The sequence below is a fragment of the Arthrobacter koreensis genome, assembly GCF_009193255.1.
Lineage (GTDB): Bacteria > Actinomycetota > Actinomycetes > Actinomycetales > Micrococcaceae > Arthrobacter_B > Arthrobacter_B koreensis.
The window spans coordinates 309,920-335,883 of sequence record NZ_WACG01000001.1 but is presented as its reverse complement, the minus strand read 5'-3'; the positions used below and the strand labels follow the sequence as shown (position 1 = coordinate 335,883).

Annotated in this window: 24 protein-coding genes; 14 read left to right on the top strand and 10 right to left on the bottom strand. The window is 64.4% G+C overall.

The genetic code is table 11. The annotated features are described in order from the left end of the window. Position 1: 1 nt before the first annotated feature. Both GD628_RS01490 and GD628_RS01485 read left to right on the top strand, forming a co-directional pair. Positions 2-1,543: an ABC transporter permease gene (locus tag GD628_RS01490; RefSeq protein WP_091602919.1), complete on the top strand. Its 1,542-nt coding sequence runs from the start codon at positions 2-4 to the stop codon at positions 1,541-1,543. Beyond that, on the top strand, positions 1,540-2,559 hold the full coding sequence (locus GD628_RS01485) for an ABC transporter permease (RefSeq protein ID WP_091602922.1): 1,020 nt from the start codon (positions 1,540-1,542) through the stop codon (positions 2,557-2,559). Before GD628_RS01490 ends, GD628_RS01485 begins: the two co-directional genes overlap by 4 nt. A 35-nt stretch (positions 2,560-2,594) precedes the next feature. On the opposite strand, the gene GD628_RS01480 is transcribed toward GD628_RS01485, so the two are convergent. Continuing rightward, positions 2,595-3,224, bottom strand: coding sequence for a PH domain-containing protein (locus GD628_RS01480; protein WP_091602925.1), 630 nt, complete (start codon positions 3,222-3,224; stop codon positions 2,595-2,597). Between the two features lie 91 nt (positions 3,225-3,315). Between GD628_RS01480 and GD628_RS01475 the strand changes: the two genes are divergently transcribed. From GD628_RS01475 to GD628_RS01445, 7 genes are all read left to right on the top strand, one after another. Beyond that, positions 3,316-5,133, top strand: a complete 1,818-nt coding sequence (locus GD628_RS01475) for an ABC transporter ATP-binding protein (RefSeq protein ID WP_152273626.1) — start codon at positions 3,316-3,318, stop codon at positions 5,131-5,133. Between the two features lie 355 nt (positions 5,134-5,488). Continuing rightward, positions 5,489-7,120: a peptide ABC transporter substrate-binding protein gene (locus GD628_RS01470; protein WP_152273625.1), complete on the top strand. Its 1,632-nt coding sequence runs from the start codon at positions 5,489-5,491 to the stop codon at positions 7,118-7,120. Positions 7,121-7,262: 142 nt separating this feature from the next. After that, positions 7,263-8,189, top strand: coding sequence for an ABC transporter permease (locus GD628_RS01465; protein WP_152273624.1), 927 nt, complete (start codon positions 7,263-7,265; stop codon positions 8,187-8,189). Next, entirely contained in the window at positions 8,182-9,135 is a 954-nt protein-coding gene (locus GD628_RS01460) for an ABC transporter permease (protein ID WP_152273623.1), read from the top strand. Before GD628_RS01465 ends, GD628_RS01460 begins: the two co-directional genes overlap by 8 nt. Further along, positions 9,132-10,829, top strand: a complete 1,698-nt coding sequence (locus tag GD628_RS01455) for a dipeptide ABC transporter ATP-binding protein (RefSeq protein WP_152273622.1) — start codon at positions 9,132-9,134, stop codon at positions 10,827-10,829. Before GD628_RS01460 ends, GD628_RS01455 begins: the two co-directional genes overlap by 4 nt. Positions 10,830-11,042: 213 nt before the next feature. Further along, entirely contained in the window at positions 11,043-12,965 is a 1,923-nt protein-coding gene (gene typA / locus GD628_RS01450) for a translational GTPase TypA (protein ID WP_091602942.1), read from the top strand. Positions 12,966-13,020: 55 nt separating this feature from the next. Further along, positions 13,021-13,476 (top strand): hypothetical protein, encoded by a 456-nt coding sequence (locus GD628_RS01445; RefSeq protein WP_152273621.1) that lies wholly within the window; start codon positions 13,021-13,023, stop codon positions 13,474-13,476. Here GD628_RS01445 and GD628_RS01440 read toward each other — a convergent pair. Both GD628_RS01440 and GD628_RS01435 read right to left on the bottom strand, forming a co-directional pair. Continuing rightward, positions 13,473-13,979, bottom strand: a complete 507-nt coding sequence (locus tag GD628_RS01440) for an ArsR/SmtB family transcription factor (RefSeq protein WP_091602948.1) — start codon at positions 13,977-13,979, stop codon at positions 13,473-13,475. The two genes, GD628_RS01445 and GD628_RS01440, sit on opposite strands and share 4 nt — an antisense overlap. 32 nt (positions 13,980-14,011) lie before the next feature. Beyond that, complete coding sequence (locus tag GD628_RS01435; protein ID WP_152273620.1) at positions 14,012-14,260, bottom strand: hypothetical protein; 249 nt, start codon at positions 14,258-14,260, stop codon at positions 14,012-14,014. 124 nt (positions 14,261-14,384) lie between these two features. Here GD628_RS01435 and fdxA point away from each other — a divergent pair, with 124 nt between their 5' ends. The 3 genes from fdxA (at position 14,385) to GD628_RS01420 (ending at position 17,339) form a co-directional block, all read left to right on the top strand. Beyond that, positions 14,385-14,708, top strand: a complete 324-nt coding sequence (gene fdxA, locus GD628_RS01430; RefSeq protein ID WP_091602954.1) for a ferredoxin — start codon at positions 14,385-14,387, stop codon at positions 14,706-14,708. Then, complete coding sequence (dapC, locus tag GD628_RS01425) at positions 14,705-15,859, top strand: succinyldiaminopimelate transaminase (RefSeq protein ID WP_152273619.1); 1,155 nt, start codon at positions 14,705-14,707, stop codon at positions 15,857-15,859. Before fdxA ends, dapC begins: the two co-directional genes overlap by 4 nt. Before the next feature lie 187 nt (positions 15,860-16,046). Further along, a complete protein-coding gene (locus GD628_RS01420) occupies positions 16,047-17,339 on the top strand; it encodes a citrate synthase (protein ID WP_091602960.1) in 1,293 nt (430 codons plus the stop codon). Positions 17,340-17,529: 190 nt separating this feature from the next. Here the strand turns inward: GD628_RS01420 and galE are convergent, their stop codons facing one another. The 3 genes from galE to dapD all read right to left on the bottom strand — a co-directional run bounded on the left by galE (position 17,530) and on the right by dapD (position 20,466). After that, entirely contained in the window at positions 17,530-18,549 is a 1,020-nt protein-coding gene (galE, locus tag GD628_RS01415; RefSeq protein WP_152273618.1) for a UDP-glucose 4-epimerase GalE, read from the bottom strand. A 42-nt stretch (positions 18,550-18,591) separates the two neighbouring features. Next, positions 18,592-19,368 (bottom strand): hypothetical protein, encoded by a 777-nt coding sequence (locus GD628_RS01410; RefSeq protein WP_420837567.1) that lies wholly within the window; start codon positions 19,366-19,368, stop codon positions 18,592-18,594. A gap of 126 nt (positions 19,369-19,494) precedes the next feature. Further along, positions 19,495-20,466: a 2,3,4,5-tetrahydropyridine-2,6-dicarboxylate N-succinyltransferase gene (gene dapD, locus GD628_RS01405; RefSeq protein WP_152273616.1), complete on the bottom strand. Its 972-nt coding sequence runs from the start codon at positions 20,464-20,466 to the stop codon at positions 19,495-19,497. Positions 20,467-20,499: 33 nt separating this feature from the next. Between dapD and dapE the strand changes: the two genes are divergently transcribed. Continuing rightward, positions 20,500-21,594, top strand: coding sequence for a succinyl-diaminopimelate desuccinylase (gene dapE / locus GD628_RS01400; protein ID WP_152273615.1), 1,095 nt, complete (start codon positions 20,500-20,502; stop codon positions 21,592-21,594). A 73-nt stretch (positions 21,595-21,667) separates the two neighbouring features. Here dapE and GD628_RS01395 read toward each other — a convergent pair whose 3' ends face one another. The 4 genes from GD628_RS01395 to GD628_RS01380 form a co-directional block, all read right to left on the bottom strand. Further along, a complete protein-coding gene (locus GD628_RS01395; RefSeq protein ID WP_152273614.1) occupies positions 21,668-22,540 on the bottom strand; it encodes an amino acid ABC transporter permease in 873 nt (290 codons plus the stop codon). Further along, positions 22,537-23,211: an amino acid ABC transporter permease gene (locus GD628_RS01390; protein ID WP_091602978.1), complete on the bottom strand. Its 675-nt coding sequence runs from the start codon at positions 23,209-23,211 to the stop codon at positions 22,537-22,539. Before GD628_RS01390 ends, GD628_RS01395 begins: the two co-directional genes overlap by 4 nt. 101 nt (positions 23,212-23,312) lie before the next feature. Next, entirely contained in the window at positions 23,313-24,149 is an 837-nt protein-coding gene (locus tag GD628_RS01385; RefSeq protein WP_091602981.1) for a glutamate ABC transporter substrate-binding protein, read from the bottom strand. 90 nt (positions 24,150-24,239) lie between these two features. Beyond that, the gene (locus tag GD628_RS01380) at positions 24,240-24,989 is read right to left on the bottom strand and encodes an amino acid ABC transporter ATP-binding protein (RefSeq protein WP_377955638.1); all 750 of its coding nucleotides are present in this window, start codon (positions 24,987-24,989) and stop codon (positions 24,240-24,242) included. 175 nt (positions 24,990-25,164) lie between these two features. Between GD628_RS01380 and GD628_RS01375 the strand changes: the two genes are divergently transcribed. Beyond that, the gene (locus tag GD628_RS01375) at positions 25,165-25,935 is read left to right on the top strand and encodes an LOG family protein (RefSeq protein ID WP_091602986.1); all 771 of its coding nucleotides are present in this window, start codon (positions 25,165-25,167) and stop codon (positions 25,933-25,935) included. Positions 25,936-25,964: the final 29 nt, after the last annotated feature.

Genomic DNA, 25,964 nt, shown 5'->3' with positions numbered 1-25,964 from the left:
TATGGTTACCTACATCGTCCGGCGGCTTTTGACCGCCGTGCTAATCCTCTTCGGGGCTTCGTTCCTGGTCTATCTCCTGACAGCGGCGTCAGGTGATCCCCTCCAAGACCTGCGCGAGAATCCCGCCCCCAACCGCGACGAACTGATCCGCGCCAGGAGCGAGCTCCTGAACCTTGATGTCCCGGCGCCGCTGCGCTACTTCTACTGGCTGGGCGGGGCCGTCAAGTGCCTCGCACCGTTCGCAGCCACCTGCGACCTTGGGCAGAGCATCCAGGGCGAGGCAGTCACCGACGCCCTCTCCCGGGCCATGGGCGCCACCATCCTGCTGGTCACCACCGCCACCCTCCTGGCCATCGTTGTGGGTATCTCCCTCGGCATCATCACGGCGCTGCGCCAGTACAGCTCCCTGGACTACGGCGTCACCTTCATGGCGTTCCTGTTCTTCTCCCTGCCGATCTTCTGGCTTGCTGTGCTGCTCAAGGAGTACGGCGCCATCGGCTTCAACAACTTCCTCGCGGACCCGCAGATACCGCTCTCCGTCGTCCTGTCCGTAGGAGCAGCGAGCGGCCTGATCTGGGTGGTCTTCGCCGGCGGTAACGCCCGCCGGAGGATCATCGCCTTCGTGGCAGGCTTCGCTGCCGCCGCGGGCCTGCTCTTCGTGCTGGGCAACACAGGCTGGTTCTCCACCCCGAGCCTCGGCCCGGTTGTCATAGCCGTGACCGGCGTAGCCATCGCCTACGGTGTGACCCTGCTCAGCGCAGGCCTGAAGAACCGCAAGGCCCTGTACTCCGCGCTGATCACCGTCGCGGTGGGCGTCATTGCCTACTACGCCGTCCAGCCCCTGCTGAACTCTGCCACCTGGCTCATGATCCTGCTGCTGGCCCTGGCCACCGTTGCCGTGGGCTGCCTCATTGGATACCTGATGGGCGGATACGACCGCGGGCAGAGCATGCGCGGTGCGGCCCTGACCGGCCTGCTGGTCGGAGGGCTCATTGTCCTGGACCGCTTTATGTACGCCTGGCCGGCCTACATGGACAACTCCCGGATCCGCGACCGGCCGATCGCGACGGTCGGTGCTTCCACCCCTGGCCTGAACGGCGATTTCTGGATCAGCGGCGTGGACACCTTCACGCACCTGCTGCTGCCGACCATCGCCCTTCTGCTCGCCTCCCTGGCCAGCTACAGCCGGTACTCCCGCGCTTCCATGCTGGAAATCATGAACATGGACTACATCCGCACCGCCCGTGCCAAGGGACTCTCCGAGCGCACCGTGGTCATGCGGCACGCGTTCCGCAACGCCCTCATTCCGCTTGCCACCATCGTCGCCTTCGATATCGGCGCGCTGATCGGCGGTGCGGTGATTACCGAACAGGTCTTCGCGTTCAGCGGCATGGGCCAGCTGTTCGTCCAGGCACTGCACCGGGTGGACCCCAACCCGATCATGGGCTTCTTCCTGGTCACCGGCATCCTGGCACTGGTCTTCAACCTGGTGGCCGACCTCGTTTATACCGTCCTTGATCCGCGCGTAAGGGTGAAGTCATGAGCACTACGTATTCCGCCGAAACTCCCTCCAACCCGCCCGGCACGGATCCGGAAACCACCGCAAAGGCCAAGACCAAGGGTCTTTCACAGGGACAGATTGTCCGCAAGCGCTTCTTCGACAACACCGCGGCCATCATTTCGCTGGTTGTCTTCGCGCTGATCTGCATCCTCGCGTTCACCTCCATCGGCTTCGCGGGCATCCCCGGCTGGTGGAAGTACGACTACCGGCAGTTCACCGAACAGATCAACGGCGGTGCACCCACCTTCGTGAACCTCTTCAACTGGGGCGAGCACCCGTTCGGCCAGGACCGCATTGGCCGTGACATGTTCGCCATGACCATGCGCGGCACCCAGCAGTCCATCATAGTAATGTTCCTGGTGGGCATCATCGCCTGCATCGTCGGCTCGGTAGTGGGCGCGGTAGCGGGCTACTTCCGCGGCTGGGTCGAAGCCGTCCTGATGCGCCTGACCGACGTCGTCATCATCATCCCGATCATCGTCATGGCCGCAGTCCTGGGCCAGATCGCCAACCGCCTGGTGGGTGAGGGAATCGGCGTCATCCTGCTGGGCATCTTCCTCGGCCTTGCAACCTGGACGTCGCTCGCGCGCCTGGTCCGCGGTGAGTTCCTGTCCCTGCGCGAGCGGGAGTTCGTCGACGCGGCCCGCATTGCCGGAGCCTCGAACAACCGCATCATCTTCAAGCACATCCTGCCCAACGCCGTCGGCGTGATCATCGTAAACACCACGCTGCTGATGTCAACGGCCATCCTGCTGGAAACCTCGCTCAGCTACATCGGTTTCGGCGTGCAGGCTCCGGATACTTCCCTTGGCCTGCTGATCAGCCAGAACCAGGAAGCATTCCAGACCCGCCCGTGGCTGTTCTGGTGGCCGGGCCTGTTCATCGTGGCGATCTGCCTGTGCATCAACTTCATTGGTGATGGCCTGCGCGATGCCTTTGACCCGCGGCAGAAGAAGTTCAATGCCAAGAAGGTCAAGACGAAGACGGCCGGCAACTAGTGGGACCGCTCTCCGCCGAAGCGGGGCTGGCCGTACTAGGCCAGCCCCGCCAGGGCGAACAGCACCGCGGCCGCCAGGGCCAGGCCCAGGAGCCAGCGCCAGTTGAAGCCAACCTCGGCGCGGGCAGCGTCCGTCTGGTCCGGATCGATCCGGCCGGCATTAACCAGGGCTTCCCAGCGTTCGCGGACCATGCGCGCAGCCTGTCCGGAGTCAGTGTTGCTCAGGTCTCCGGGACGGACCGAGCCACCGGCGCCGTACGTGGTGCCGGGAAGGTTCCGCAGGTGTTCGGGTTTGCCCGCATGGGTGCCCCAGACGCCTGGAGCGGGAGCCGCCCACGCCGTGTAGGCGCCCTTAGGGGTCACCAGCTTCAGGGCGAACTTGGTATCCACATGGATCAGGGCAGCCCAGGGAACCCGGATGGTGCGGAAGGGGTTGTCCAGCCGCACGCCCAGCTCCGAAACCCGGACACTGGGATACCAGAACAGCCAGGCAGCGAAGGCCGGAATCAGGAGCAGGGGAGCGGTGGCGAGCACACCGCCGGCCCCCGAGCTCAGGCCCGCGGAGACAATCCCGGCGGCCGTGAGGGCAACGGCAATACCCACGAACCACTTGGTGGTTCGAGGACGGAAGACTTCGGTTACGGGCTCGCTCTGCGGGTTCGGCATACCCCCATCGTTACAGCATTTTCAGGCGCCTCCGTAATCGGCCCGGTGATCCGGGGCCGGCGCGCAGCCTGGATGGAAGGAAACCACCGCCATGACTGAAACCATCAGCACAACGCAGGCGAACACCACCGCCCGGCCCCCGGTCCTGGAGGTCCGCGACCTCTCCGTGGACTTCGGCGTGGACAAGGAATGGGTGCCCGCCGCGATCGACCTGAACTACCACGTCAATGCCGGCGAAGTCCTGGCGATCGTGGGCGAGTCTGGTTCCGGCAAGAGTGCGAGCTCCATGGCCCTGCTGGGGCTGCTGCCCAAGAACTCCCGGGTTACCGGCGAAGTCCTGCTCGACGGCGAGCCGCTGCTGGGCCTGTCCCAGCACAAGCTGCGCCAGGTGCGCGGCAACGACGTCGCCGTGATTTTCCAAGAGCCCATGACGGCTCTCAACCCGGTGTACACCGTAGGGTTCCAGATCATGGAGACGCTGCGGCTGCACAATGAACTGTCTCCGGACGAAGCCCGCAGCCGTGCACTGAAGCTGCTGGCCATGGTGGAACTGCCGGATCCGGAGAAGGCCTTCAAGTCCTACCCGCACCAGCTCTCCGGCGGCCAGCGGCAGCGTGCCATGATTGCGCAGTCCCTCTCCTGCGATCCGAAACTGCTGATCGCTGACGAGCCCACTACTGCACTGGACGTCACGGTTCAGGCCGAGATCCTGGACCTGATGCGCAACCTGCGCAACAAGCTCAACTCGGCGATCGTCCTGATCACCCATGACATGGGCGTGGTTGCTGACCTCGCGGACCGCATCGCGGTGATGCGCCACGGCGTGATCGTGGAGACAGGCACGGCCAAGGAGATCTTCTCCAACCCCCAGCACCCCTACACCCAGGCGCTCCTCGACTCCGTTCCGCACCTGGGACAGGGCGCCGACGGCGACGGGGACGTCGACGTCGTTGCCGCCCTGGCAGCTGCCACGCACGTTGAGCTTGAATCCGTTGACCAGGCCGAACTCGAACGGCGCGAAGCAGAGGTCCTCTCCGGCCTGCGCACCGACGAGGCAGCCAAGGTTGACGAGGCAGGCGGCGAGCCCGTGCTGGTCCTCGAGAACGTGGCCATCGAATACCCCAAGCAGGGGCGGGTTGCCGCCTTCCGTGCGGTGGAGGGCGCGAACCTGCGTATCCTGCCCGGCCAGGTCATGGGACTTGTTGGCGAATCAGGCTCCGGTAAGACCACCATCGGACGTGCCGCCGTCGGGCTGCTGCCGGTAGCGGAGGGTGAGCTGCGTGTGGTGGGCACGGACATTTCCGAGCTCAAGCCCAACTCCAAGGCCATGCACGCTCTGCGGCGCCAGGTGGGAATGGTTTTCCAGGACCCGTCGTCCTCGCTGAACCCCCGGCTGCCCATCGGCGAGAGCATCGGTGAGCCGATGTTCCTGGCCGGAGAAGCAAAGGGAGCTGCCCTGCAGCAGCGGATCGAGGAGCTGCTGGACCAGGTTGAGCTGCCGCGCGCCTACCGGAACCGTTACCCCCACGAACTCTCCGGCGGCCAGAAGCAGCGAGTGGGCATTGCCCGCGCTCTCTCACTGAAGCCCAAGCTCATGGTGGCGGATGAGCCGACGTCTGCCCTTGACGTTTCAGTGCAGGCCAAGGTGCTGGAGCTGTTCCAGAACCTCCAGCGCGAACTCGGCTTCGCCTGCCTGTTCGTCACGCACGACCTCGCGGTGGTGGACGTCCTGGCCGACCACATCTGCGTGATGCGCAGCGGACGGATCGTGGAGCAGGGAACGCGTGACCAGATCCTGCGCAACCCGCAGGAGGAGTACACGCAGCGTCTCATTGCGGCGGTTCCGCTGCCGGATCCGGACAAGCAGCGTGAGCGCCGCGAACTCCGCGCGAAGCTGCTGTCTTCCTAGGCCGGTTCCCCGCACCACCAGTATTCAAACGGCAGAAGGACCCTCCTCGGAGGGTCCTTCTGCATATCCGATGTGATTTGTCTACGCTTTCGCGTGCTTGATCTAACATCGTCCTCGAATCGTTATATTCCGCAGAGCGTCTATATACTTTTTACACAGGGGGACAGGCTTCGAGAGCACCTGCACAACGGGTTGCTTCGGTGGGCATGTCCCCTTTTGGTTGCCCGGAAACCCCGGGGACCAAGACCATTTGCTGAGGTCTGAGGAAGAGTCATCTGGACCCTACCACCAGCTGCTGCCCGGACATCAGCGCCGGAAACTAGACACCGGCTTCCTTATCTATCCAGGAGGCGGAATGCGTTTACAACGCGTATCCAAGGTTGTCAGCGTGGCGGTGGTCGCCACCCTTGCGCTGGGAGCCTGCGGCGGAGGAAGTGGAAACTCAAACTCCGCTGCCAGCACTACGAGCATTACGGCCAACGGCACCGAGCCGCAGAATCCGCTGCTCCCGGCAAACACCAACGAGGTGGGCGGCGGGCGGATCATGGACCTTCTGTTCGAAGGCCTGCTGAGCTACGACGCCGACGGCAAGACCGTCAATGAAATCGCCGAGTCCATCGAGACCGATGACTCGCAGCACTACACGATCACCCTGAAGGACGGAAAGACCTTCTCCAACGGGGAACCTGTCACGGCGTCATCCTTCGTGGATGCCTGGAACTTCGGGGCTGCTGCCAAGAACGCGCAGCTGAACTCGTACTTCTTCGAGAGCATCGAAGGCTACGACGAGGTCAGCGCCGAGGGGGCAACCGCTGAGACCATGAGCGGACTGCAGGTCCTGGATGAGAAGACCTTTACCGTGACCCTCTCGCAGCCGGAATCCGACTGGCCGCTGCGCCTGGGCTACACAGCCTTCTATCCGCTGCCCGAAGAGGCCTTCGAGGATCCTGCGGCGTTCGGGGAGAACCCGGTGGGCAACGGCCCGTACATGCTGGCCGGTGACAACGCGTGGCAGCACGAGGTGCAGATCGACCTGGTAGCCAACCCCGATTACACGGGTACCCGGGTTCCGCAGAACACCGGTGTGACGTTCAAGTTCTACTCCTCCTACGATGCCGCGTACGCGGATCTCCAGGCGGACAACCTGGACGTGCTGGACCAGATGCCGGCCGCAGCCCAGAAGACCTTCACATCTGATCTGGGCGAGGGCCGCTACTCAGAGAAGCCGACGGCCCAGAACCAGACGATCACCATTCCCGAGTACCTCGATGAGTTCTCCGGGGAAGCCGGTGCGCTGCGCCGCCAGGCCATCTCCATGGCCATCAACCGCGAGGAAATTACCGACGTGATTTTCTCCGGAGCGCGGCAGCCTGCGGAGGAGTTCACCGCACCGGTCATTGAAGGGTTCAATGCAGAGCTTGCCGGTTCGGAGGTGCTTGACTACAACCCCGAGCGGGCCAAGGATCTCTGGGACGAAGCCGAAGCCATCTCGCCCTGGCCGGAGGGCAAGGCCTTCACCATTGGCTACAACGCCGACGGCGACCACAAGGAATGGGTAGACGCCGTCTGCAACTCGCTGAAGAACGTCCTCGGCGTGGATGCGCAGGGCAAGGCGTACTCCACGTTCAAGGAACTGCGTTCGGACGCCACGGCCAAGACCCTCAGCGGAGCGATCCCCACGGGTTGGCAGGCGGACTACCCGTCGCTGTACAACTTCCTCGGCCCGCTCTACGGAACCGGAGCCGGGTCCAACGACGGTGACTACTCGAACCAGGTGTTCGACGATCTGCTGGCACAGGGACTCGCGGCCACAACCGCCGAAGAAGGTGCTGCGATCTTCAACCAGGCCCAGGAAGTCCTGCTCCAGGACCTCCCGGTTGTTCCGCTGTGGTACCAGGTATCCCAGACCGGCTGGAGCAGCAACGTCACTGACGTGGAAACCGGCTGGAACGGCGTGCCTGTCTACTACAACATCGCACGCAAGTAGGCCCGGTCGGCGAGCCGGCGGCCGTTACCCGTTCCTGCGCACACCGCAGGAACGGGAAACGGCTCCGGCCGCCCGCCGTCAGAACAGGATGGTTTCCCATGTCCAAACCAGTCCTCCGAACTGACCAGGGCAGGTTCCGCTCATGACCAGATATATCGCCCGCCGGGTCCTGCAGATGATCCCGGTGTTCTTCGGGGCAACCCTGCTGGTCTATTTCCTGGTTTTTTCCCTTCCCGGAGACCCGATCGCCGCGCTGTTCGGGGACCGGCCGGTCAACGAAGTTGTCGCCGCGCAGCTGCGGGAACAGTACAACCTGGACCAGCCCTTCCTGGTGCAGTACCTCGAGTACCTGAAGAACCTGCTGACCTTTAACCTCGGCAACGACTTCTCCGGCCGTCCCGTGGCAGAAGTGCTGGCACAGATCTTCCCCGTCACCATGCGCCTGGCGGTGCTGGCACTGCTCTTTGAAGCAGTCTTCGGCATTGTCTTCGGGCTGATCGCGGGCCTGAAGAAAGGCCGCATCTTCGACGCCACGGTGCTCTTCGTTTCCCTCGTGGTCATTGCCATCCCCGTCTTCGTGCTGGGTTTCCTGCTGCAGTTCATCATTGGCGTCAAGCTCGGCTGGACCGCTCCCACGGTGGGAGCCAGTGCCGGCTGGACCGACCTGATACTTCCCGCCGTCGTGCTGGGCCTGGCCTCCTTCGCCTACGTGCTGCGGCTGACGCGGACTTCAGTTATCGAAAACATGAATGCCGACTACGTCCGCACCGCTACGGCGAAGGGGCTTTCCCGCCCGCGGGTGGTCACCGTGCACATCCTGCGCAACTCGCTGATCCCGGTGGTTACGTTCCTGGGAGCGGATTTGGGTGCCCTGATGGGCGGCGCAATTGTCACGGAAGGCATCTTCAACGTGCCCGGCGTCGGGCAGAAGCTCTACCAAGCCGTTATCCGCGGCGAAGGGCCCACCATCGTGTCGATCGTGAGCGTGCTCGTCCTCGTCTACGTGGTGGCGAACCTGCTGGTTGACCTCCTGTACGCCTGGCTGGACCCAAGGATCAGATATGAGTAAGAGTTCCCGGACCCAGGAGCACTTTGTGGCACCGGTGGATTCGGACGTCCTGCCGGAAACCGACGCCGTCCAGGACGGCCAGGCCCCGCTCAGCATGTGGGGGGAGGCCTGGCGGAACCTGCGGCGCAGGCCGCTGTTCATCATCTCCGCCCTGCTAATCCTGCTCATCATTGCCGTGGCGGCGTTCCCGCAGCTCTTCACCCAGACCCCTCCCGACGGCGCCTGCTACCTGGCGGACTCGAATGCCGGACCCCGTCCGGGCCATCCGCTCGGTTTTACGCTGCAGGGCTGCGACGTCTATGCCCGGCTGATCTACGGAACACGGGCCTCCGTGCTGGTGGGCATCATTACCACCGCCTGCGTCGTGCTGCTGGGCGGAACGCTTGGGGCGCTCGCCGGATACTACGGAGGATGGCTGGACGCCGTCATTGCCCGGCTTGGCGACATCTTCTTCGCCCTGCCGCTGATCCTGGGCGCCATCATCGTCATGCAGCTGCCGATGTTCCGCGAGAACCGCAACATCTGGACCGTGGTGCTGACACTTGTGGTCTTCGGCTGGCCCCAGATAGCGCGCATCACCCGCGGCGCGGTGATATCCGTGCGCAACGCCGACTTCGTCGTCGCCTCCCGTGCGCTGGGTGTCTCCCGGTTCCAGGCCCTGGTTAAGCACGTCCTGCCCAACGCCCTGGCACCGGTGATAGTCACGGCCACCATCTCCCTGGGCACCTTCATCGTGGCCGAAGCCACGCTGTCCTTCCTGGGGATCGGGCTGCCGCCGGACATCATGTCCTGGGGCAATGACATCTCCGCAGCCCAGACCTCGCTGCGCGCCAATCCCGCGGCACTGCTGTGGCCGGCCGGAGCGTTGTCCGTCACCGTCCTCAGTTTCATCATGCTCGGCGACGCCGTGCGTGATGCCCTCGACCCGAAAGCCCGCAAGCTATGACATCCACTGCACAGAGCCCGGCCACCGAGCCGGCGCCGCTGCTGGACATCCGCTCGCTCGCGATTTCCTTCACCACGTCCAACGGCATCGTCAACGCCGTGCAGGACGCCAACCTGACTGTCCTTCCCGGAGAAACCGTTGCCATTGTGGGGGAGTCAGGTTCGGGAAAGTCGACGACGGCGCTCGCAGCCATCGGTCTCCTGCCAGGCAACGGGCAGGTCAGCGCCGGCCAGATTCTTTTCGACGGCGAAGACATCACCCGTGCCAGTGCCAAGCGGATTGTCGAACTGCGCGGCAACTCCATCGGCATGGTGCCGCAGGACCCGATGTCCAACCTCAACCCGGTGTGGAAGATCGGTTTCCAGGTGCGGGAAACGCTGAAGGCCAACGGTCAGCCCGCCACTGATGCGGATGTGGCCCGGGTGCTGGGCCAGGCAGGCCTGCCCGACGCCGCCTCCCGGGCCGGGCAGTATCCGCACGAGTTTTCCGGCGGGATGCGCCAGCGCGCCCTGATCGCCATCGGCCTCTCCTGTTCTCCGCGGCTGCTCATCGCCGACGAGCCGACCTCGGCCCTGGACGTCACCGTGCAGCGCCAGATCCTGGACCACCTTGGAACCCTGACCCGGGAAATGGGTACGGCGGTCCTGCTGATCACGCATGACCTCGGCCTGGCGGCCGAACGGGCCCAGCGCGTAGTAGTGATGTACAAAGGCCGGGTAGTGGAGTCCGGTCCAGCCCTGGAGATCCTCCGTAATCCGCGCCATCCCTACACACAGCGGCTGGTGAAATCCGCGCCGTCGCTCGCATCCAAGCGGATCGACTCGGTCCGTGACAGGGGGCTGGAGCTGCCGGAAGGATCCGGAACCCACTCCGGGCAGGGATCCGGCGCGCCGGACGTTATTGAAGTCCGCAACCTCACCAAGGTCTTCAAGCTGCGCAGCGGGCTGGGCCGGCACACCGATTTCACGGCCGTGGACAACATGTCCTTTTCCGTGCCGCGCGGCACCACCACCGCCGTCGTCGGTGAATCAGGTTCCGGCAAGTCCACCGTTGCCCGGATGGTGCTGAACCTGGAGAAACCGACCAGCGGCAGCATCCTCTTTGACGGAACGGATGTGACAACCCTTGGCAGGAAGGACCTGTTTGCCTTCCGGCGCCGGGTGCAGCCGATCTTCCAGGACCCCTATGGGTCGCTTGACCCGATGTACAACATCTTCCACACGATTGAAGAGCCGCTGCGGGTCCACGGCATTGGGGACGCGGCAGGCCGGGCCGCGAAGGTCCGAAGACTGCTGGACCAGGTGGCGCTGCCGCAGTCCGTGATGCGGCGCTTCCCCAACGAGCTCTCCGGGGGACAGCGCCAGCGCGTGGCAGTGGCCCGGGCCCTGGCCCTTGATCCGGAGGTGGTGATCTGTGATGAGGCTGTGTCCGCACTGGACGTCCTGGTGCAGGCGCAGATCCTGAACCTGCTGGCCGAACTGCAGGCAGACCTCGGGCTGAGCTACCTCTTCATTACGCATGACCTCGCGGTGGTCCGGCAGATCGCGGACGATGTCTGCGTGATGCAGATGGGAAAGGTGGTGGAAACCGGAACCACGGACGAAGTCTTCTCCAAGCCGCAGCAGGACTACACCAGGGCGCTGCTCGCAGCCATCCCCGGAGCAGGACTTGAACTGCCCCCGGAAGCTGCCTGAGCGGCGGGGGAGCGGGACCGTTCCAGGAGCGCATTAGGGAACCTTTGGCAAAACGACTAGAATAGTACGGTGCCCGCTGACGGCGGCCTCTCGGTGACTTCTTACACGTGTGTTCCAACGCAGCATTTGTACAGAACTGCCGGATTCTCCGGATCGATTCCGGACCACTGTGAATTATCCCCGAACTGTTACCAATGAATTGAGTCTTCACGCATGTCAGAAACCAACACGGCTGTGAACAGCGCAGTGCGTAGCGATCTCCGCAACGTCGCTATTGTGGCCCACGTTGACCACGGCAAAACGACCCTCGTCGACGCCATGCTCAAGCAGACGAACTCCTTTGCTTCGCACGGAGATGTCGAAGAACGCGTGATGGACTCAGGTGACCTGGAACGTGAAAAGGGCATCACCATCCTGGCCAAGAACACCACCGTGTTCTACAACGGTCCGGCTGCGAACGGCGAAACCATCACCATCAACGTGATCGACACTCCCGGCCACGCCGACTTCGGCGGTGAGGTCGAGCGCGGCCTGTCCATGGTCGACGGCGTCGTGCTGCTCGTGGACGCCTCCGAAGGCCCGCTGCCGCAGACCCGCTTCGTGCTGCGCAAGGCCCTGGCAGCCAAGCTCCCCGTCGTCCTGCTTGTCAACAAGACCGACCGCCCCGACGCCCGCATCGACGAGGTTGTCAGCGAATCCATGGACCTGCTCCTTGGCCTGGCCTCCGACCTTGCGGACGAAGTTCCGGATCTTGACCTCGACCTGGTCCTAAACGTCCCCGTGGTTTACGCCGCTGCCCGCGTGGGTGCTGCTTCCCTGGAGCAGCCCGCCGACGGCCAGGCACCGGACAATGACAACCTTGAGCCGCTGTTCAAGACGATCATCGACCACATCCCGGCTCCGACGTACGATCCCGAAGGCGTCCTCCAGGCGCACGTCACCAACCTGGATGCTTCCCCCTTCCTGGGCCGCCTCGCGCTGCTGCGCATCTTCAACGGCACCCTCCGCAAGGGCCAGCAGGTTGCCTGGGCCCGCCACGACGGCAGCCTGAAGACCGTGAAGATCACCGAACTGCTGGCCACCAAGGCCCTTGAGCGTGTTCCGGCCGAGTCCGCCGGGCCCGGCGAAATTGTCGCCGTCGCCGGCATCGAGGACATCACCATCGGCGAAACCCTCACGGACGTCGAGAACCCGAAGCCGCTGCCGCTGATCACCGTGGACGATCCCGCGATCTCCATGACCATCGGTATCAACACCTCCCCGCTGGCCGGCAAGGTCAAGGGTGCGAAGGTCACCGCCCGCCAGGTGAAGGACCGCCTCGACAAGGAACTGATCGGTAACGTTTCCCTGCGGGTCCTGCCCACCGAGCGTCCGGATGCCTGGGAAGTCCAGGGCCGCGGTGAGCTCGCCCTGGCCATCCTCGTGGAGCAGATGCGCCGCGAAGGCTTCGAGCTGACCGTCGGCAAGCCGCAGGTTGTCACGAAGGTCGTTGACGGCAAGGTCCACGAGCCGATGGAGCACATGACCATCGACGTGCCCGAGGAATACCTTGGCGCCGTGACCCAGCTGCTGGCAGCCCGCAAGGGCCGCATGGTCAACATGGCCAACCACGGCACCGGCTGGGTCCGCATGGAATTCATCGTCCCCGCCCGCGGCCTGATCGGCTTCCGCACCCGCTTCCTGACGGAAACCCGCGGCGCAGGCATCTCCGCTTCCATCTCCGAGGGCTACGAGCCGTGGGCCGGTCCGATCGAATACCGTACCAACGGTTCGATGATCGCTGACCGCGCCGGCGTCGTTACCCCGTTCGCCATGATCAACCTGCAGGAACGCGGCTCCTTCTTCGTGGAGCCCACCTCCGAGGTTTACGAAGGCATGATCGTCGGCGAGAACTCCCGCGCCGATGACATGGACGTGAACATCACCAAGGAAAAGAAGCTCACCAACATGCGTGCAGCTTCCTCGGACACCTTCGAGAACCTGACCCCGCCGCGCAAGCTGACGCTGGAGGAATCCCTCGAGTTCGCCCGCGAGGACGAGTGCGTGGAGGTCACCCCGGAGGCAATCCGTATCCGCAAGCTCATCCTGGACGCCAACGAGCGTGCCAAGGCCAACCGCGCCCGCGCGAAGGCCTAGTCCAATCGCTGCGTTCCAGGCACCAGGTCACAGGGTCCCGCGCTGGCGGGGCCCTGTGGCCGTGGTGCTTGGTGCCCTGGCTGCGGGCATCCTGGGAACGTCACTGCATGCCCAGGTGCTCTACGCGGGGGAGACCCCGCTGCCCCTTGGTGCGCTCGGAGCGCTGGTCCTCAGCGCCGCCGTCGCCGTCTTTGCCGGGCTGTGGGCACGCTCCGTGGCTGTCAGTGCGGCCACCGGCATCCTGACTTACGTCCTGCTCGGTGCCTTCTCCCTTGATATCTTCAGCGGTCCGCTGATCGTCACCGGAACCGATTCCGGGCTGGACCTGCCGGTCATTACTGCCGGGCTTATGTGGCTGTTCGGGCAGTCGCTGGCCACGGTAGCGGCCGTGATGGTTACCGCCGTCGCGCTTCGGCGCGAAGCGCGCTACGAGCGGGAAACCCTGCAGGCGCCGGTCCTGCCCTACGGGACCGACCCCGGCTACCGGCAGGGCCCCGAAACCCGCAGCTAGTCCAGCCGTTCGCTGGTGCGGTCCAGGTGATGGGCGAGCATCAGGGACGTAGGCGTGCCGTCCGGATCCGGTCCGCGCAGTGCATAGTCGTCGAAAACCGCCCGCAGCTTGTCCATCAGGATGCGGCGGTTTTCTTCGTTAAGGTTCAGCCCCATCCGCACCACCTCGATGTCGGACGGGGGAAGGCCCTCGATTTCCTGCAGGAACGTCTCAATGAAGACCATGTTGGCGCTCTCCGGCAGTGAGGTCTTCCAGCTCAGACCGGTGGCGCGGTAGGGAATTTCCTTGGCGCCGCGGTTACCGGTGCGGGGCGTGCCGGCAGCAAGGAAACCCGTGGCCAGCAATGTCCGCACGTGGTGCAGGGCCGTGGCCGGATTCAGGTCCAGCGCCTCGGCAATCTCTTTGTTGGTCCGCTCGGCATGCAGGCACAAACGCAGGATCCGCAGCCGCACGGGAGAGCTCAGCGCTCGTCCACGGGCTTGGATCATTTCATCGTTTGGCATCAAACCAGCATACGCCGGGCCCGGCGGTGGCCTTATCCCGAGGGCCTGGGCCTGGAGCTGCCGCGCCGCTCCGGGGCAGGAGGAACCGGTTTGCCCGCGGTCACGAGGTCCCAGGGAATACGTACCTCACCAGTGCGGGTAGCGAGGGTGCACCCGGCGTCGTCGAGCGCCGTGATGGTTCCCAGCGCGTCCGTGAGGCCGCCGTCAATGCGGTAACGCACCACGGCGCGCTGGCCTGTGCCCGCGGCACGGAGGCGTTCCTCGGGGGATGGGGTTGTCACCGTTACATAGTACGCGGCACCCTCCCGGCTGGGAGATAATGGAACGGACTACTAACGTGGAAGCATTACCGCGTGGAGATCTGCCGCGACGCGGAAATCCGCACACCAAGGAAGGCAAAGGGACGTGACGTACGTAATTGCGCAGCCATGCGTGGATGTTAAAGACAAGGCATGCATCGAAGAATGCCCCGTGGACTGCATCTACGAAGGTGAACGCTCCCTCTACATCCACCCGGACGAGTGCGTGGACTGCGGCGCCTGTGAACCGGTTTGCCCGGTTGAGGCCATCTACTACGAGGATGACACTCCCGAGGAATGGGCCGACTACTACAAGGCAAACGTCGAGTTCTTTGATGACCTGGGATCCCCCGGCGGAGCCGCCAAGCTCGGCAACACGCACAAGGATCACCCGCTGATCGCCGCACTTCCGCCGCAGAACCAGGGATGAGCGCCAAAGCCTCCGGCGGCTTTGGCCTGAACCTGCCGGAGTACCCGTGGGAGGCCATGGCACCGTACGTGGAGCAGGCCTCCCGGCATGCCGACGGCGCCGTGAACCTTTCAATCGGAACCCCGGTTGATCCCACGCCTGACTTCATCCAGGCCGCGCTGGCAGCGGCAGCGGATGCGCCGGGATACCCCACCACGCACGGAACTGCCGCGCTGCGGCAGGGAATCGCGGATTGGTTCTCCCGCCGCCGGTCGGTTCCGGGCCTGGACCCGCAGGACATTATGCCGACGGTGGGCTCCAAGGAACTGGTGGCCTGGCTGCCGCTGCTGCTGGGCCTGGGTGCCGGCGACGTCGTCGTGCGCCCTACGGTCGCGTACCCAACGTATGACATGGGTGCCGTGCTCGCCGGGGCAACCCCCGTCGCCGCGGACAGCCTGGACGAACTCGATGAGCAGACCCGCTCCCGGGTCCGGCTGGTCTGGATTAACTCCCCGGGCAACCCGACCGGAAGCGTCCGGGACGCCGAGTCCATGGCCGCACTGGTGGAGCAGGCACGTTCCCTGGGCGCCGTCGTGGCATCGGACGAATGCTATGCCGAACTCGGCTGGGGCGAATGGGACACGGCACGCGGCGGAGCCCCGGTTCCGTCCGTCCTCGACCCGCGGGTTAGCGGCGGCAGCAATGACTCCCTGCTCGCGGTCTACTCGATGAGCAAGCAATCCAACCTCGCCGGGTACCGCGCGGCCTTTGTGGCGGGGGATGGGGCCATCATCGCGAACCTGGTCAACAGCCGCAAACATGCCGGGATGATAGTTCCGGCGCCGGTTCAGGCCGCCATGCTGGCAGCCCTGTCCGATGACGCGCACGTAGCCGAGCAGAAGGACCGGTACCGGGCGCGGCGCGAACTACTTGTTCCGGCACTGGAAGCCTTTGGGCTGAAGATTTCGAGCTCCGAAGCTGGCCTGTACCTCTGGGCGACGGCCGGCGAGGACACCTGGACCACGGTGCAGCGGTTCGCTGCCCTGGGCATTGTTGTGGGTCCCGGTGTTATCTACGGGGATGCGGGTGCCGGTTATGTCCGGGTTGCGCTGACCGGAAGCGACGAGCGCGTCGCAGCGGCGGCCCGGCGGCTGGAAGCGGCGGCGGGCTGAATCGGCGGTGGTGTCATGTAGTCATGTTGCGCTTGCACAACAACATGGCTGCCGATTAGTTGTATCGCCCCGTAACCCGGTAGCGTTTTAGCGAAATAGATAAAAGCACGAATGTGTACTATGGGCGCTCTTCTCACGAGGACGCGGGCCCGTAGCAGTGGGTTCTTCAAACTCCTGAAGGAGAAAAATGACTGAGCGACCAAGTGCCGAACTGCACTATGGGACCGACCCTGCGGACAAGCTTGAGCTGCCCCGCATCGCTGCCAATGAAGGCAACGACGGCTTCGACGTATCGAAGCTGCTGAAGCAGACCGGCACCGTTACTTTCGACCCCGGTTTCATGAACACCGCGGCCACCACATCGGCGATCACCTACATCGACGGCGACGCCGGAATCCTGCGCTACCGCGGATACCCGATCGAGCAGCTGGCCAAGCACTCGAGCTTCCTCGAAACCTCCTACCTGCTGATCTACGGCAACCTGCCCACGCCGGCAGAGCTCGAGGCCTTTGACCACCGCATCCGCCGGCACACGCTGCTCCATGAGGACCTCAAGGGCTTCTTCGGCGGCTTCCCGCGCGATGCGCACCCGATGCCGGTGCTTTCCTCAGCCGTCAGCGCCCTCTCCACCTTCTACCAGGACTCCCTGGATCCCTTTGACGAGGAGCAGGTGGAGCTCTCCACCGTCCGCCTCATGGCGAAGCTCCCGGTGATCGCGGCCTACGCGCACAAGAAGAGCATTGGCCAGCCCATGCTCTACCCGGACAACTCCATGAACCTGGTGGAGAACTTCATGCGGCTTTCCTTCGGCCTGCCGGCCGAGCCGTACGAGCTGAACCCGAAGCTGGTCAAGGCTTTGGACCTGCTGCTGATCCTGCACGCGGACCACGAGCAGAACTGCTCCACCTCCACTGTCCGACTGGTCGGCAGCTCCAATGCCAACATGTTCGCTTCCATCTCCGCCGGCATCAGCGCCCTCTTCGGTCCGCTGCACGGCGGCGCCAACGAGGCCGTGCTGAACATGCTGCGGGACATCCAGTCCACGGGCATGCAGCCTGAAGCCTTCATGGAGAAGGTCAAGAACAAGGAAGACGGCGTGAAGCTCATGGGCTTCGGGCACCGCGTCTACAAGAACTACGATCCGCGCGCCAAGATCGTCAAGGCCACCGCACACGAGATCCTCGCGGACCTGGGCGGCAACGACGAGCTGCTGGACATTGCCATGCGCCTGGAAGAAAAGGCCCTGGCGGACGACTACTTCATTGAGCGCAAGCTCTACCCGAACGTAGACTTCTACACCGGCCTGATCTACAAGGCCATGGGCTTCCCGGAGAAGATGTTCACCGTCCTCTTCGCCATCGGCCGCCTCCCGGGCTGGATTGCCCAGTGGCGCGAAATGATGCAGGATCCGCAGACCAAGATTGGCCGCCCGCGCCAGCTGTACACGGGTCTTCCGGAGCGCAGCTTCCCGGAGCGCTAGAACATCAAGGAAGGGCCCGCATCCTCAGGATGCGGGCCCTTCCTTGATGTTGCCCACCCGGATATGTACCTCCCCACCCCCGAGAGGCCAGATACGGCTGTTTTGACGCGTCAAACGGGCCGTAACTGGCCTCTCGGCGGCCTCGGGCTCACGCGGGCTCGGAGGCTCGGGGCGGGGAGACGGGGGAGGGCTAGGCCTGGGAGGCGTAGCCCTGCGGGTTCTGCTTCTGCCAGTTCCAGTGGTCCCGGCACATGTCTTCGAGGGAACGGATGGCGGTCCAGCCCAGGTCGGCCTTGGCAGCAGCGGGGTCGGCGTAGCTTACGGCAGCGTCTCCGGGACGCCTCGGCGCCAGTTCGTAGGGAACGTCCTTGCCTGCTGCCTTGGAGAAGGCTGCCAGGACCTCCAGCACCGAGGAACCGTTGCCGGTGCCAAGGTTCCAGCGCTTGACCCCCTTGCGGGCGGCAATGTAGTCAAGGGCAGCGAGGTGACCGGCAGCCAGGTCCATGACGTGGATGTAATCGCGCACGCCCGTGCCGTCGGGAGTGGGGTAATCGCCGCCGAAGACCATGACCTTTTCCCGGCGCCCGACGGCGACCTGGGCCACGAACGGCAGCAGGTTGTTGGGCACGCCGGTGGGATCTTCGCCGATGCGTCCGGATTCGTGCGCGCCAACCGGATTGAAGTAGCGCAGCAGCGCAATGCTCCAGCGCTCGTCAGAAGCACCGAGGTCCGCAAGGATGTCCTCGATCTGCTCCTTGGTGCGGCCGTAGGGGTTCACGGCGTCCATGGGCATGTGCTCTGCCAGCGGCACCTCTTCCGATGCCCCGTACACGGTGGCCGAGGAACTGAAGACGATGGTCCGGACGTCATGGCGGTCCATGGCATCAAGCAGGTTCAGGGTGCCGGCAACATTGTTCCGGTAGTAGTGCAGCGGCTTTGCCACCGATTCACCGACCGCCTTGAGCCCGGCGAAGTGGATGACGGCCTCGGGGGAGTGCTCGGTGAAGATCTGCTCCAGGGCAGCTGGGTCAAGGAGATCAGCCTGTACAAAAGCGGCGGTGCGTCCGGTGAGTTCCTGGACCCGGGCCAGGGATGCAGTGCTGGAGTTTGCCAGGTTGTCCATGACAACGACGTCGTGGCCGGCCTGCAGCAGCTCGAGCGTGGTGTGGGACCCGATGTAGCCGGTTCCTCCGGTGACTAGTATTCGCATGGTTTCCAGCCTAACGGATTCGCCATCCGGCCCGGCCCAGCGCTATCCCGAACCGGCCGGTGCCGGTGCAGTCTTGATGGCCACCTGGGCCGCCGGAGCATCCGATTCGCTCCAGGCACCGCTGCCGCGGGTCCAGGTCCTGGAGTCATAGGAAACGTCGTTGATGTTCAGTGCCTTGGCGTTGGCTACTGCCCACTGCGCCAGGGACCAGCCGTATTCGCCGGAGGCGCCCACCACCAGCACCTCTCCGAGGATCATTGCCTGCTGTTCCCCATAGAGCGCGGACATCGCGGCCAGGACCGTGTCCGGATCGCCGGCGGCCTCTGCGGGACCCAGCGTGCAGCCCAGTGCCGCAGGCGTCTGGCCGGTCAGGGCGGAGGCGAAGGCCCTGCCTTCGGATTCGTGGTCCGCGTAGGCATCGGGGAACGCGCTGCGCTGGACGGTCTGGGCGGCAACGGTGAGGGGAAGGTCCTGGTACCCGGGGACCTCGACGAGGGCGTCATAAAAAGCGTTGGCCGCATAAACCGGATCCATGACCTGCTCCTGCGCGCCCCAGCCCTGGGACGGACGCTGCTGGAACAGTCCGCGTGAATCCGGCCCGGCGTCGTCTCCGTAATTCAGGTTCCGGAGACCGGACTCCTGGACGGCCGTGGCCAGCGCGATCGACGCCGCCCGCGGCGGAAGGCCACGGGCGACGGCGACTGCCGTAATGGTGGAGGCGTTGACCGCCTGGTCCGGGTTCAGGGACCAGGAAGCTCCGCTGACCGTTGCGGTACAGCGTTCGCGCACCGGACGCACCTCGTCACGTCCGGATGCCATGACCAGGAGGTAAAGCAGCAGCGCGGCTGCTGCCGCGGCACCAAGAAGCAGCACGCTGCTGCTGCTGCGTCTGCGCCGTACCGGCGGAATGCTGCGGGCCACTGCCCTTCTCTCCCGGACCGGACCCTAGTTGGCGTGCAGCGCTTCGTTCAGTTCGACGGTGCGGGCCAGCCGGGGCAGGGCTTCCACAGCGCCGGTGGTTGAATTGCGGCGGAACAGCAGGCCGGGAACGCCGGAGAGATCCGCGGCCTTGACCGTGCGGACGTCGTTCGTTTCGGGGTCGGTGACATTCACGCGGGTACCCGCAGTGACATACAGGCCGGCCTCGACGACGCTGTCATCGCCGATGCTGATGCCCACGCCGGAGTTGGCGCCCAGCAGCACCCGCTCGCCCACGGTGATGCGTTCCTTGCCGCCGCCGGAGAGTGTGCCCATGATGGACGCGCCGCCTCCGACGTCGGAACCGTTGCCCACGACGACGCCTGCCGAGATGCGGCCCTCCACCATGGAGGTGCCGAGGGTGCCGGCGTTGAAGTTGACGAATCCTTCGTGCATGACAGTGGTGCCTTCGGCCAGGTGCGCGCCGAGACGCACGCGGTCCGCATCCGCGATGCGCACGCCGGAGGGCAGCACGTAATCCACCATGCGCGGGAACTTGTCCACGCCGTAGACAGTCACTGCGCCGCGGGCACGCAGGCCAATCCGGACTTCGTCGAAGCCGGCCACCTGGCACGGACCGAAGTTGGTCCAGACAACGTTGGGAAGGACACCGAAGATGCCGTCCAGGTTGATGGTGTTGGGAGCTGCGAGGCGGGCGGAGAGAACGTGCAGGCGGAGGTAGGCGTCAGCGGTGCCGGCAGGGGCAGCATCGAGGTCGATCTGCGTTTCCAGGATCTCTCCGCGGGTTCCGCGGACTTCGTCAGCCATGGCGTCCGCTGCCTTCGCGAGCTCTGCTGCCAGCGCTGCGTCGTTCTCCAGGGGAGCAAGGGCCGGGCGGGGATACCAGACGTCCAGTACCGTGCCGTCTGCGGCTACGGTGGCCAGTCCAAGACCGGACGCGGTGCGTGGGGTGGGGGCTGAGGAAGAGCTTGAAGTCATGGCTTCTACTCTACCGAGCGGTACTGTGGACCGGTGACCGTATTACCTGCCAAACCCCTGAACCTGCTCGACGACGTCGCTGACCTTACGGCGGCACTGATGGACATCGAGAGTGTGTCCGGAAACGAAGCGGCCATTGCCGATGCAGTGGAGGCTGCCCTGAAGGGCCTCGATCACCTGGAAGTGGTGCGCGACGGCGATTCGATCATGGCCCGCACGAGGCTTGGACGCAGCGAACGCGTCATCCTCGCGGGACACCTGGACACCGTGCCGCTGCCCTCGGTTCCCGGCTCGCGGGGAACCGTGCCGTCGACCCGTAACGGGGACGTCATTTACGGCCGGGGTGCCACCGACATGAAGGGCGGCGTGGCCGTGCAGCTGGCGCTGGCTGCGAAACTCACCAATCCGAACCGGGACATCACCTTCGTCTTCTACGACCACGAGGAAGTCGACGCCTCCCTCAGCGGCCTGGGCAGGCTGGAAAAGTCCTTTCCCGAATGGATGAAGGCTGACTTCGCGATCCTGCTGGAACCCACGGACGGCACGGTGGAGGGCGGATGCAACGGGACCATGCGCTTCCAGGCCCGAACAACCGGCAAAGCGGCGCACTCGGCCCGTGCCTGGATGGGTGAGAACGCCATTCACGCAGCCGCCGAGATCCTGGTGCGGCTGCGCGACCACGAGCCGGCGACGGTCCGGGTTGAAGGCCTGGACTACCGGGAGTCCCTCAATGCGGTGAAGATCCACGGCGGCACGGCAGGCAACGTCATTCCCGATTCCGCCGTTGTGGAGATCAATTACCGGTTCGCGCCGGACAAGAGTCCTGCACAGGCGGAGGCCTATGTACGGGAGCTGCTGGACGGCTTCGACCTGGTGCTCACCGACTCCTCCGCCGGTGCCCGTCCCGGCTTGGACCGTCCGGCAGCAGCCAGTTTCGTGGCAGCCGTGGGAGCCGAGCCGAAGCCCAAGTATGGCTGGACCGACGTCGCCCGTTTCAGTGCCCTGGGAATTCCTGCCGTCAACTTTGGGCCGGGGGATGCGCTGCTGGCACATTCGGACAACGAGCATGTGAGCGCGGAGGCGATCCGCCGTTGCCTCGCGGCGCTTCAGGCCTGGCTCGCGAACTAGCACCGCATCCACATGACAGAAAGTGCCCTTTAGAAGCTTCTAAAGGGCACTTTCTGTCATCTGGATGTGCGGACTACTTGGTCGGTGCAGGCACGCCTTCAGGTTCGACGGCGTCTTCGGCCTTGAGCAGGTTTCCTGCCCGGGCGCCGAGCCTGCGCGAGAGGCGCTGCGCGGCGAACGTCAGGAGCATGTTCAGGACAATGAAGATCGCTGCCGTGACCAGCAGGGCCGGCAGGATGTTGCCTTCGCCTGCGGCAAGCCTGCGGGCGAAGACGAGCAGTTCGCTGTAGCCGATGAAGGCACCCAGGGCGGAGTCCTTCAGGATCACCACGAACTGGCTCAGCAGGGCCGGCAGCATGGCAACCAGTGCCTGCGGAACCTCGATCACCCGCAGTGACTGGCTGCGGGTCAGGCCGATGGCGAGCCCGGCTTCGCGCTGTCCCTTGGGCAGCCCGAAGACGCCGGAGCGCACCAGCTCGGCGATGACTGCGCCGTTGTACAGGGTCAGCGCCAGCACCACGGCTACGAACGGAACATCCGCCGGCGGAACCGGAGTGGCCTTCGAGAGGAACTGGTAGAAGAAGATCATCATCAGCAGCACGGGTACTGCGCGGAAGAACTCCACGATGATGCCGGCAACCCAGCTGATGGCCTTGATCGAGGACAGGCGTCCCAGACCGAAAATCAGGCCAAAGACGATGGACGTCACGATGGCGACGGCGGCTGCGCGGAGCGTGGCCATCAGGCCCGGGAGCATGTTGTACTGCCAGGTGTCAGCCTCAAGGAACGGCGTCCACTTGGCCGCTTCGAACTGGCCCTTTTCCGCCAGTCCGTTCACGACGATGGCGAGCAGGCCCAGGATGAAGAGCACCCCGAGGATGTTGGCAATAAGGATGCGCCGCCGTGCGCGCGGCCCGGGGGCATCAAACAGGACACTTTGGCTCATCGTGCCACCGCCAGCTTCTTCGAGGCCCAGGTAGTGAGCAGGCCAATGGGAATCACAATAAGCACGAAGCCCATCGCGAAGGTGAGGAAGATCTGCGTCATCAGATCCGGCCGGAACTCAATCATCGTCTTCATCAGCCCGGATGCTTCGGCAACACTGGCCACCGCAGCGACGGTGGTGTTCTTCGCCAGCGCGATCAGCACGTTGCCCAGCGGCGCCACGGCCCCGCGGAATGCCTGCGGCAGAATGATCAGCCAGGCCGCGGGCAGGAAGGACAGCCCGATGGAGCGGGCGGCTTCAGCCTGTCCCAGCGGGACGGTGTTCACGCCGCTTCGAATCGCCTCGCAAACGAATGCCGCGTGGTAGACCGACAGGGACAGAACAGCGAGCCGGAAGAAGTTGAGCTGGAAGTCTGAGGAGAGGTTTACCTGCAGCTGGGACCACAAGGCCAGAGTGCCGAAAACCATGATGATGGTCAGCGGGGTGTTCCTGAAGATGTTCACGTACGCAGTACCGAACCAGCGAAGGCTGGCGATCGGCGAAATACGCATCACGGCCAGGATGGTGCCGAGCACCAGGGACCAGAGACCGGCCCAGAACGTGAGTTGGATGTTGACCCAGAAGGCCCCGACGACGTCGTATTCGCCGAAGAGTTCGAGGAAACCTTCCATATGTCACCTCTTCCGTAAAAAAATATGTGGAGCGGAGTTCGGGGCAGGGCCTAGGCCCTGCCCCGAACGTTGCCGCCGAAATCGAGGCGGAAGCGGGCCGCTTAGGCGCAGGCGTCCATGGTCGGCGGGTTCAGCTCGGCGTTGAACGTGTAGTCAGCGCCTTCGGTGTTCTTCTTGATGGCTTCTTCCCACGCGCCGTCTTCGATCATCTTTTCGATGGCAGCGTTGATGTCTTCACACTTGTCGCTGCCCTTCTGGATGCCGACGCCGTACTTCTCTTCGGAGAAGGTGTTGCCAACAACCTTGAACTGGCCCTTGTTGGCATCCGTCGAGGCCAGGCCGGCCAGGATGATGTCATCAGTGGTGACGGCGTCAATCGAGCCGCCCTGCATGGCGGTGACGCACTCGGCGTAGCTGGGCTGCTCAACCAGGTTCACGTCATTGGCGATGCCGTCCTTGACCTTCTGGGCGGACGTGGAGCCGGTGACCGAGCACAGGGTCTTGCCGTTCAGGTCTTCGGGACCGGTGATGTCGGAGTCGGAGCGGACCAGCAGGTCCTGGCCGGCCACGAAGTACGGTCCGGCGAAGGAGACCTTTTCCTTGCGTGTATCCGTGATGGAGTAGGTCGCGAAGATCATGTCGACCTGGTCGTTCTCGAGCATGTTCTCGCGCTGGGCGGACGGGGTCTCGATGAACTCGATCTGGTCTTCGCTGTAGCCCAGTTCGTTGGCTACGTACTTGGCCACATCCACGTCGAAGCCGGAGTAATCGCCTGATTCCGCGAAGCCCAGGCCCGGCTGGTCAAACTTGATGCCGATGCGGATGTTCTCTCCATCGCCGGACGCTGCCGAGTCGGAGCCGGAGTCGCCGCCGCAGGCGGACAGGGTCAGTGCGGCAGCTGCGGCCATGGCGGCGGCTGCGTAACGGGTCTTGCGCATTTTTTCTCCTTGCATTGCGGCCTGGGTCCGTGGGGACCGAAGCCTTGCCTCAAAGGGTGGATGAAAAGCTGGTGCTGCTTGAGTGGCGCGCTAGTGGGCGAGGATCTTGCCGAGGAAGTCCTTGGCCCGGTCGCTCTTCGGATTGGTGAAGAATTCTTCCGGTGCGGCCTGCTCAACGATCTGACCGTCCGCCATGAAGATCACGCGGTCTGCCGCCTTGCGGGCGAAGCCCATTTCGTGGGTCACCACGATCATGGTCATGCCCTCCTGGGCGAGTTCCACCATGGTGTCCAGGACCTCGTTGATCATTTCCGGGTCCAGGGCAGAGGTGGGCTCGTCGAAGAGCATGACCTTGGGCTTCATGGCGAGCGCCCGCGCAATGGCGACGCGCTGCTGCTGGCCGCCGGAGAGCTGGGCCGGGAGCTTGTTGGCCTGGTTGTCCACGCCAACCCGCTTCAGCAGCGCCATGGCCTTTTCCTTGGCTTCGGCGGTCTTGGTCCGCTTAACCTTGATGGGGCCCAGGGCCACGTTGTCCAGGATGGACTTGTGCGCGAACAGGTTGAAGGACTGGAAGACCATTCCGACGTCGGCACGCAGCTTGGCCAGTGCCTTGCCCTCCGCGGGCAGGGCCTTGCCGTCGATGGTGATTTCACCGTCGTCGATCGTTTCCAGGCGGTTGATGGCGCGGCACAGTGTTGACTTGCCGGACCCGGAGGGGCCGATCACCACCACCACTTCGCCGCGCGCCACATCAAGGTTGATGTCCCGCAGCACGTGGAGGTCCCCGAAGTGCTTGTTTACGTTCTTCAGCGAGACGAGGGGTGCTGCTTGCTCAGGCACCGGCTGCCCTGATGTTGTGTCACTGGTCATAGGTAGAAGATAGCGAACAAATCAACCCCCGGTGTTCCCGATCACTCTGACGTGGACAAATCGTGACTCAAGAGAAACCAAATCACCCCGGGCCGGGGACGCGGCGGTGGGGTGTGCGTCACGTCGGTGACGCTAGCCTTGGTAGATGGCTATCAGCGACGAAGAACGCTTCAACAGTCCGGCATCCGCCAAGCGGCGCGGTCCGGTGGAACTGCGCCGCGGGCAGGCCCGGGTGCCGCAGTCGGACCGGTTCCTCCTGGACACCGCGGACGGAACGAGTTTCACCCACACTGACCCGTGGCGCGTGCTGCGCATCCAGAGCGAGTTCGTAGAGGGATTCGGGACCCTTTCGGAACTGGGGCCCGCAGTCAGCGTGTTCGGCTCCGCGCGCAGCCTGCCGGGGTCCCGCTGGTACCAGACGGGTGAGGCCGTAGGCAGGCTTCTTTCGGAAGCAGGCCTGGCGGTCATCACGGGAGGCGGCCCCGGTTCAATGGAGGCAGCAAACAAGGGCGCTGTTGAAGCCGGGGGAGTGTCCGTTGGCCTGGGAATTGAACTGCCCTTCGAAACGGGCCTCAATGACTGGGTGGACCTGGGCATCAACTTCCGCTATTTCTTTGTCCGCAAGACAATGTTCGTAAAGTACGCACAGGGATTTATTGTGCTTCCGGGCGGCTTTGGCACGCTGGATGAACTCTTCGAGGCCATGACGCTGGTCCAGACGCAGAAAGTCACCTCATTCCCCATAGTCCTCATTGGCACCGAATTCTGGAAGCCGCTGCTTGATTGGGTGCGGGGAACACTGCTGGAAGAAGGCATGATCTCCGCTAAGGACCTGGACCTTGTCCACCTGGTGGATGACCCGGCCGAGGCCGTGAAGCTCATCATCGCCGACAGTGCGGGGCACCGCTCCCTCTGACTGCACGGCCGCGGATCTGCGACGATGGA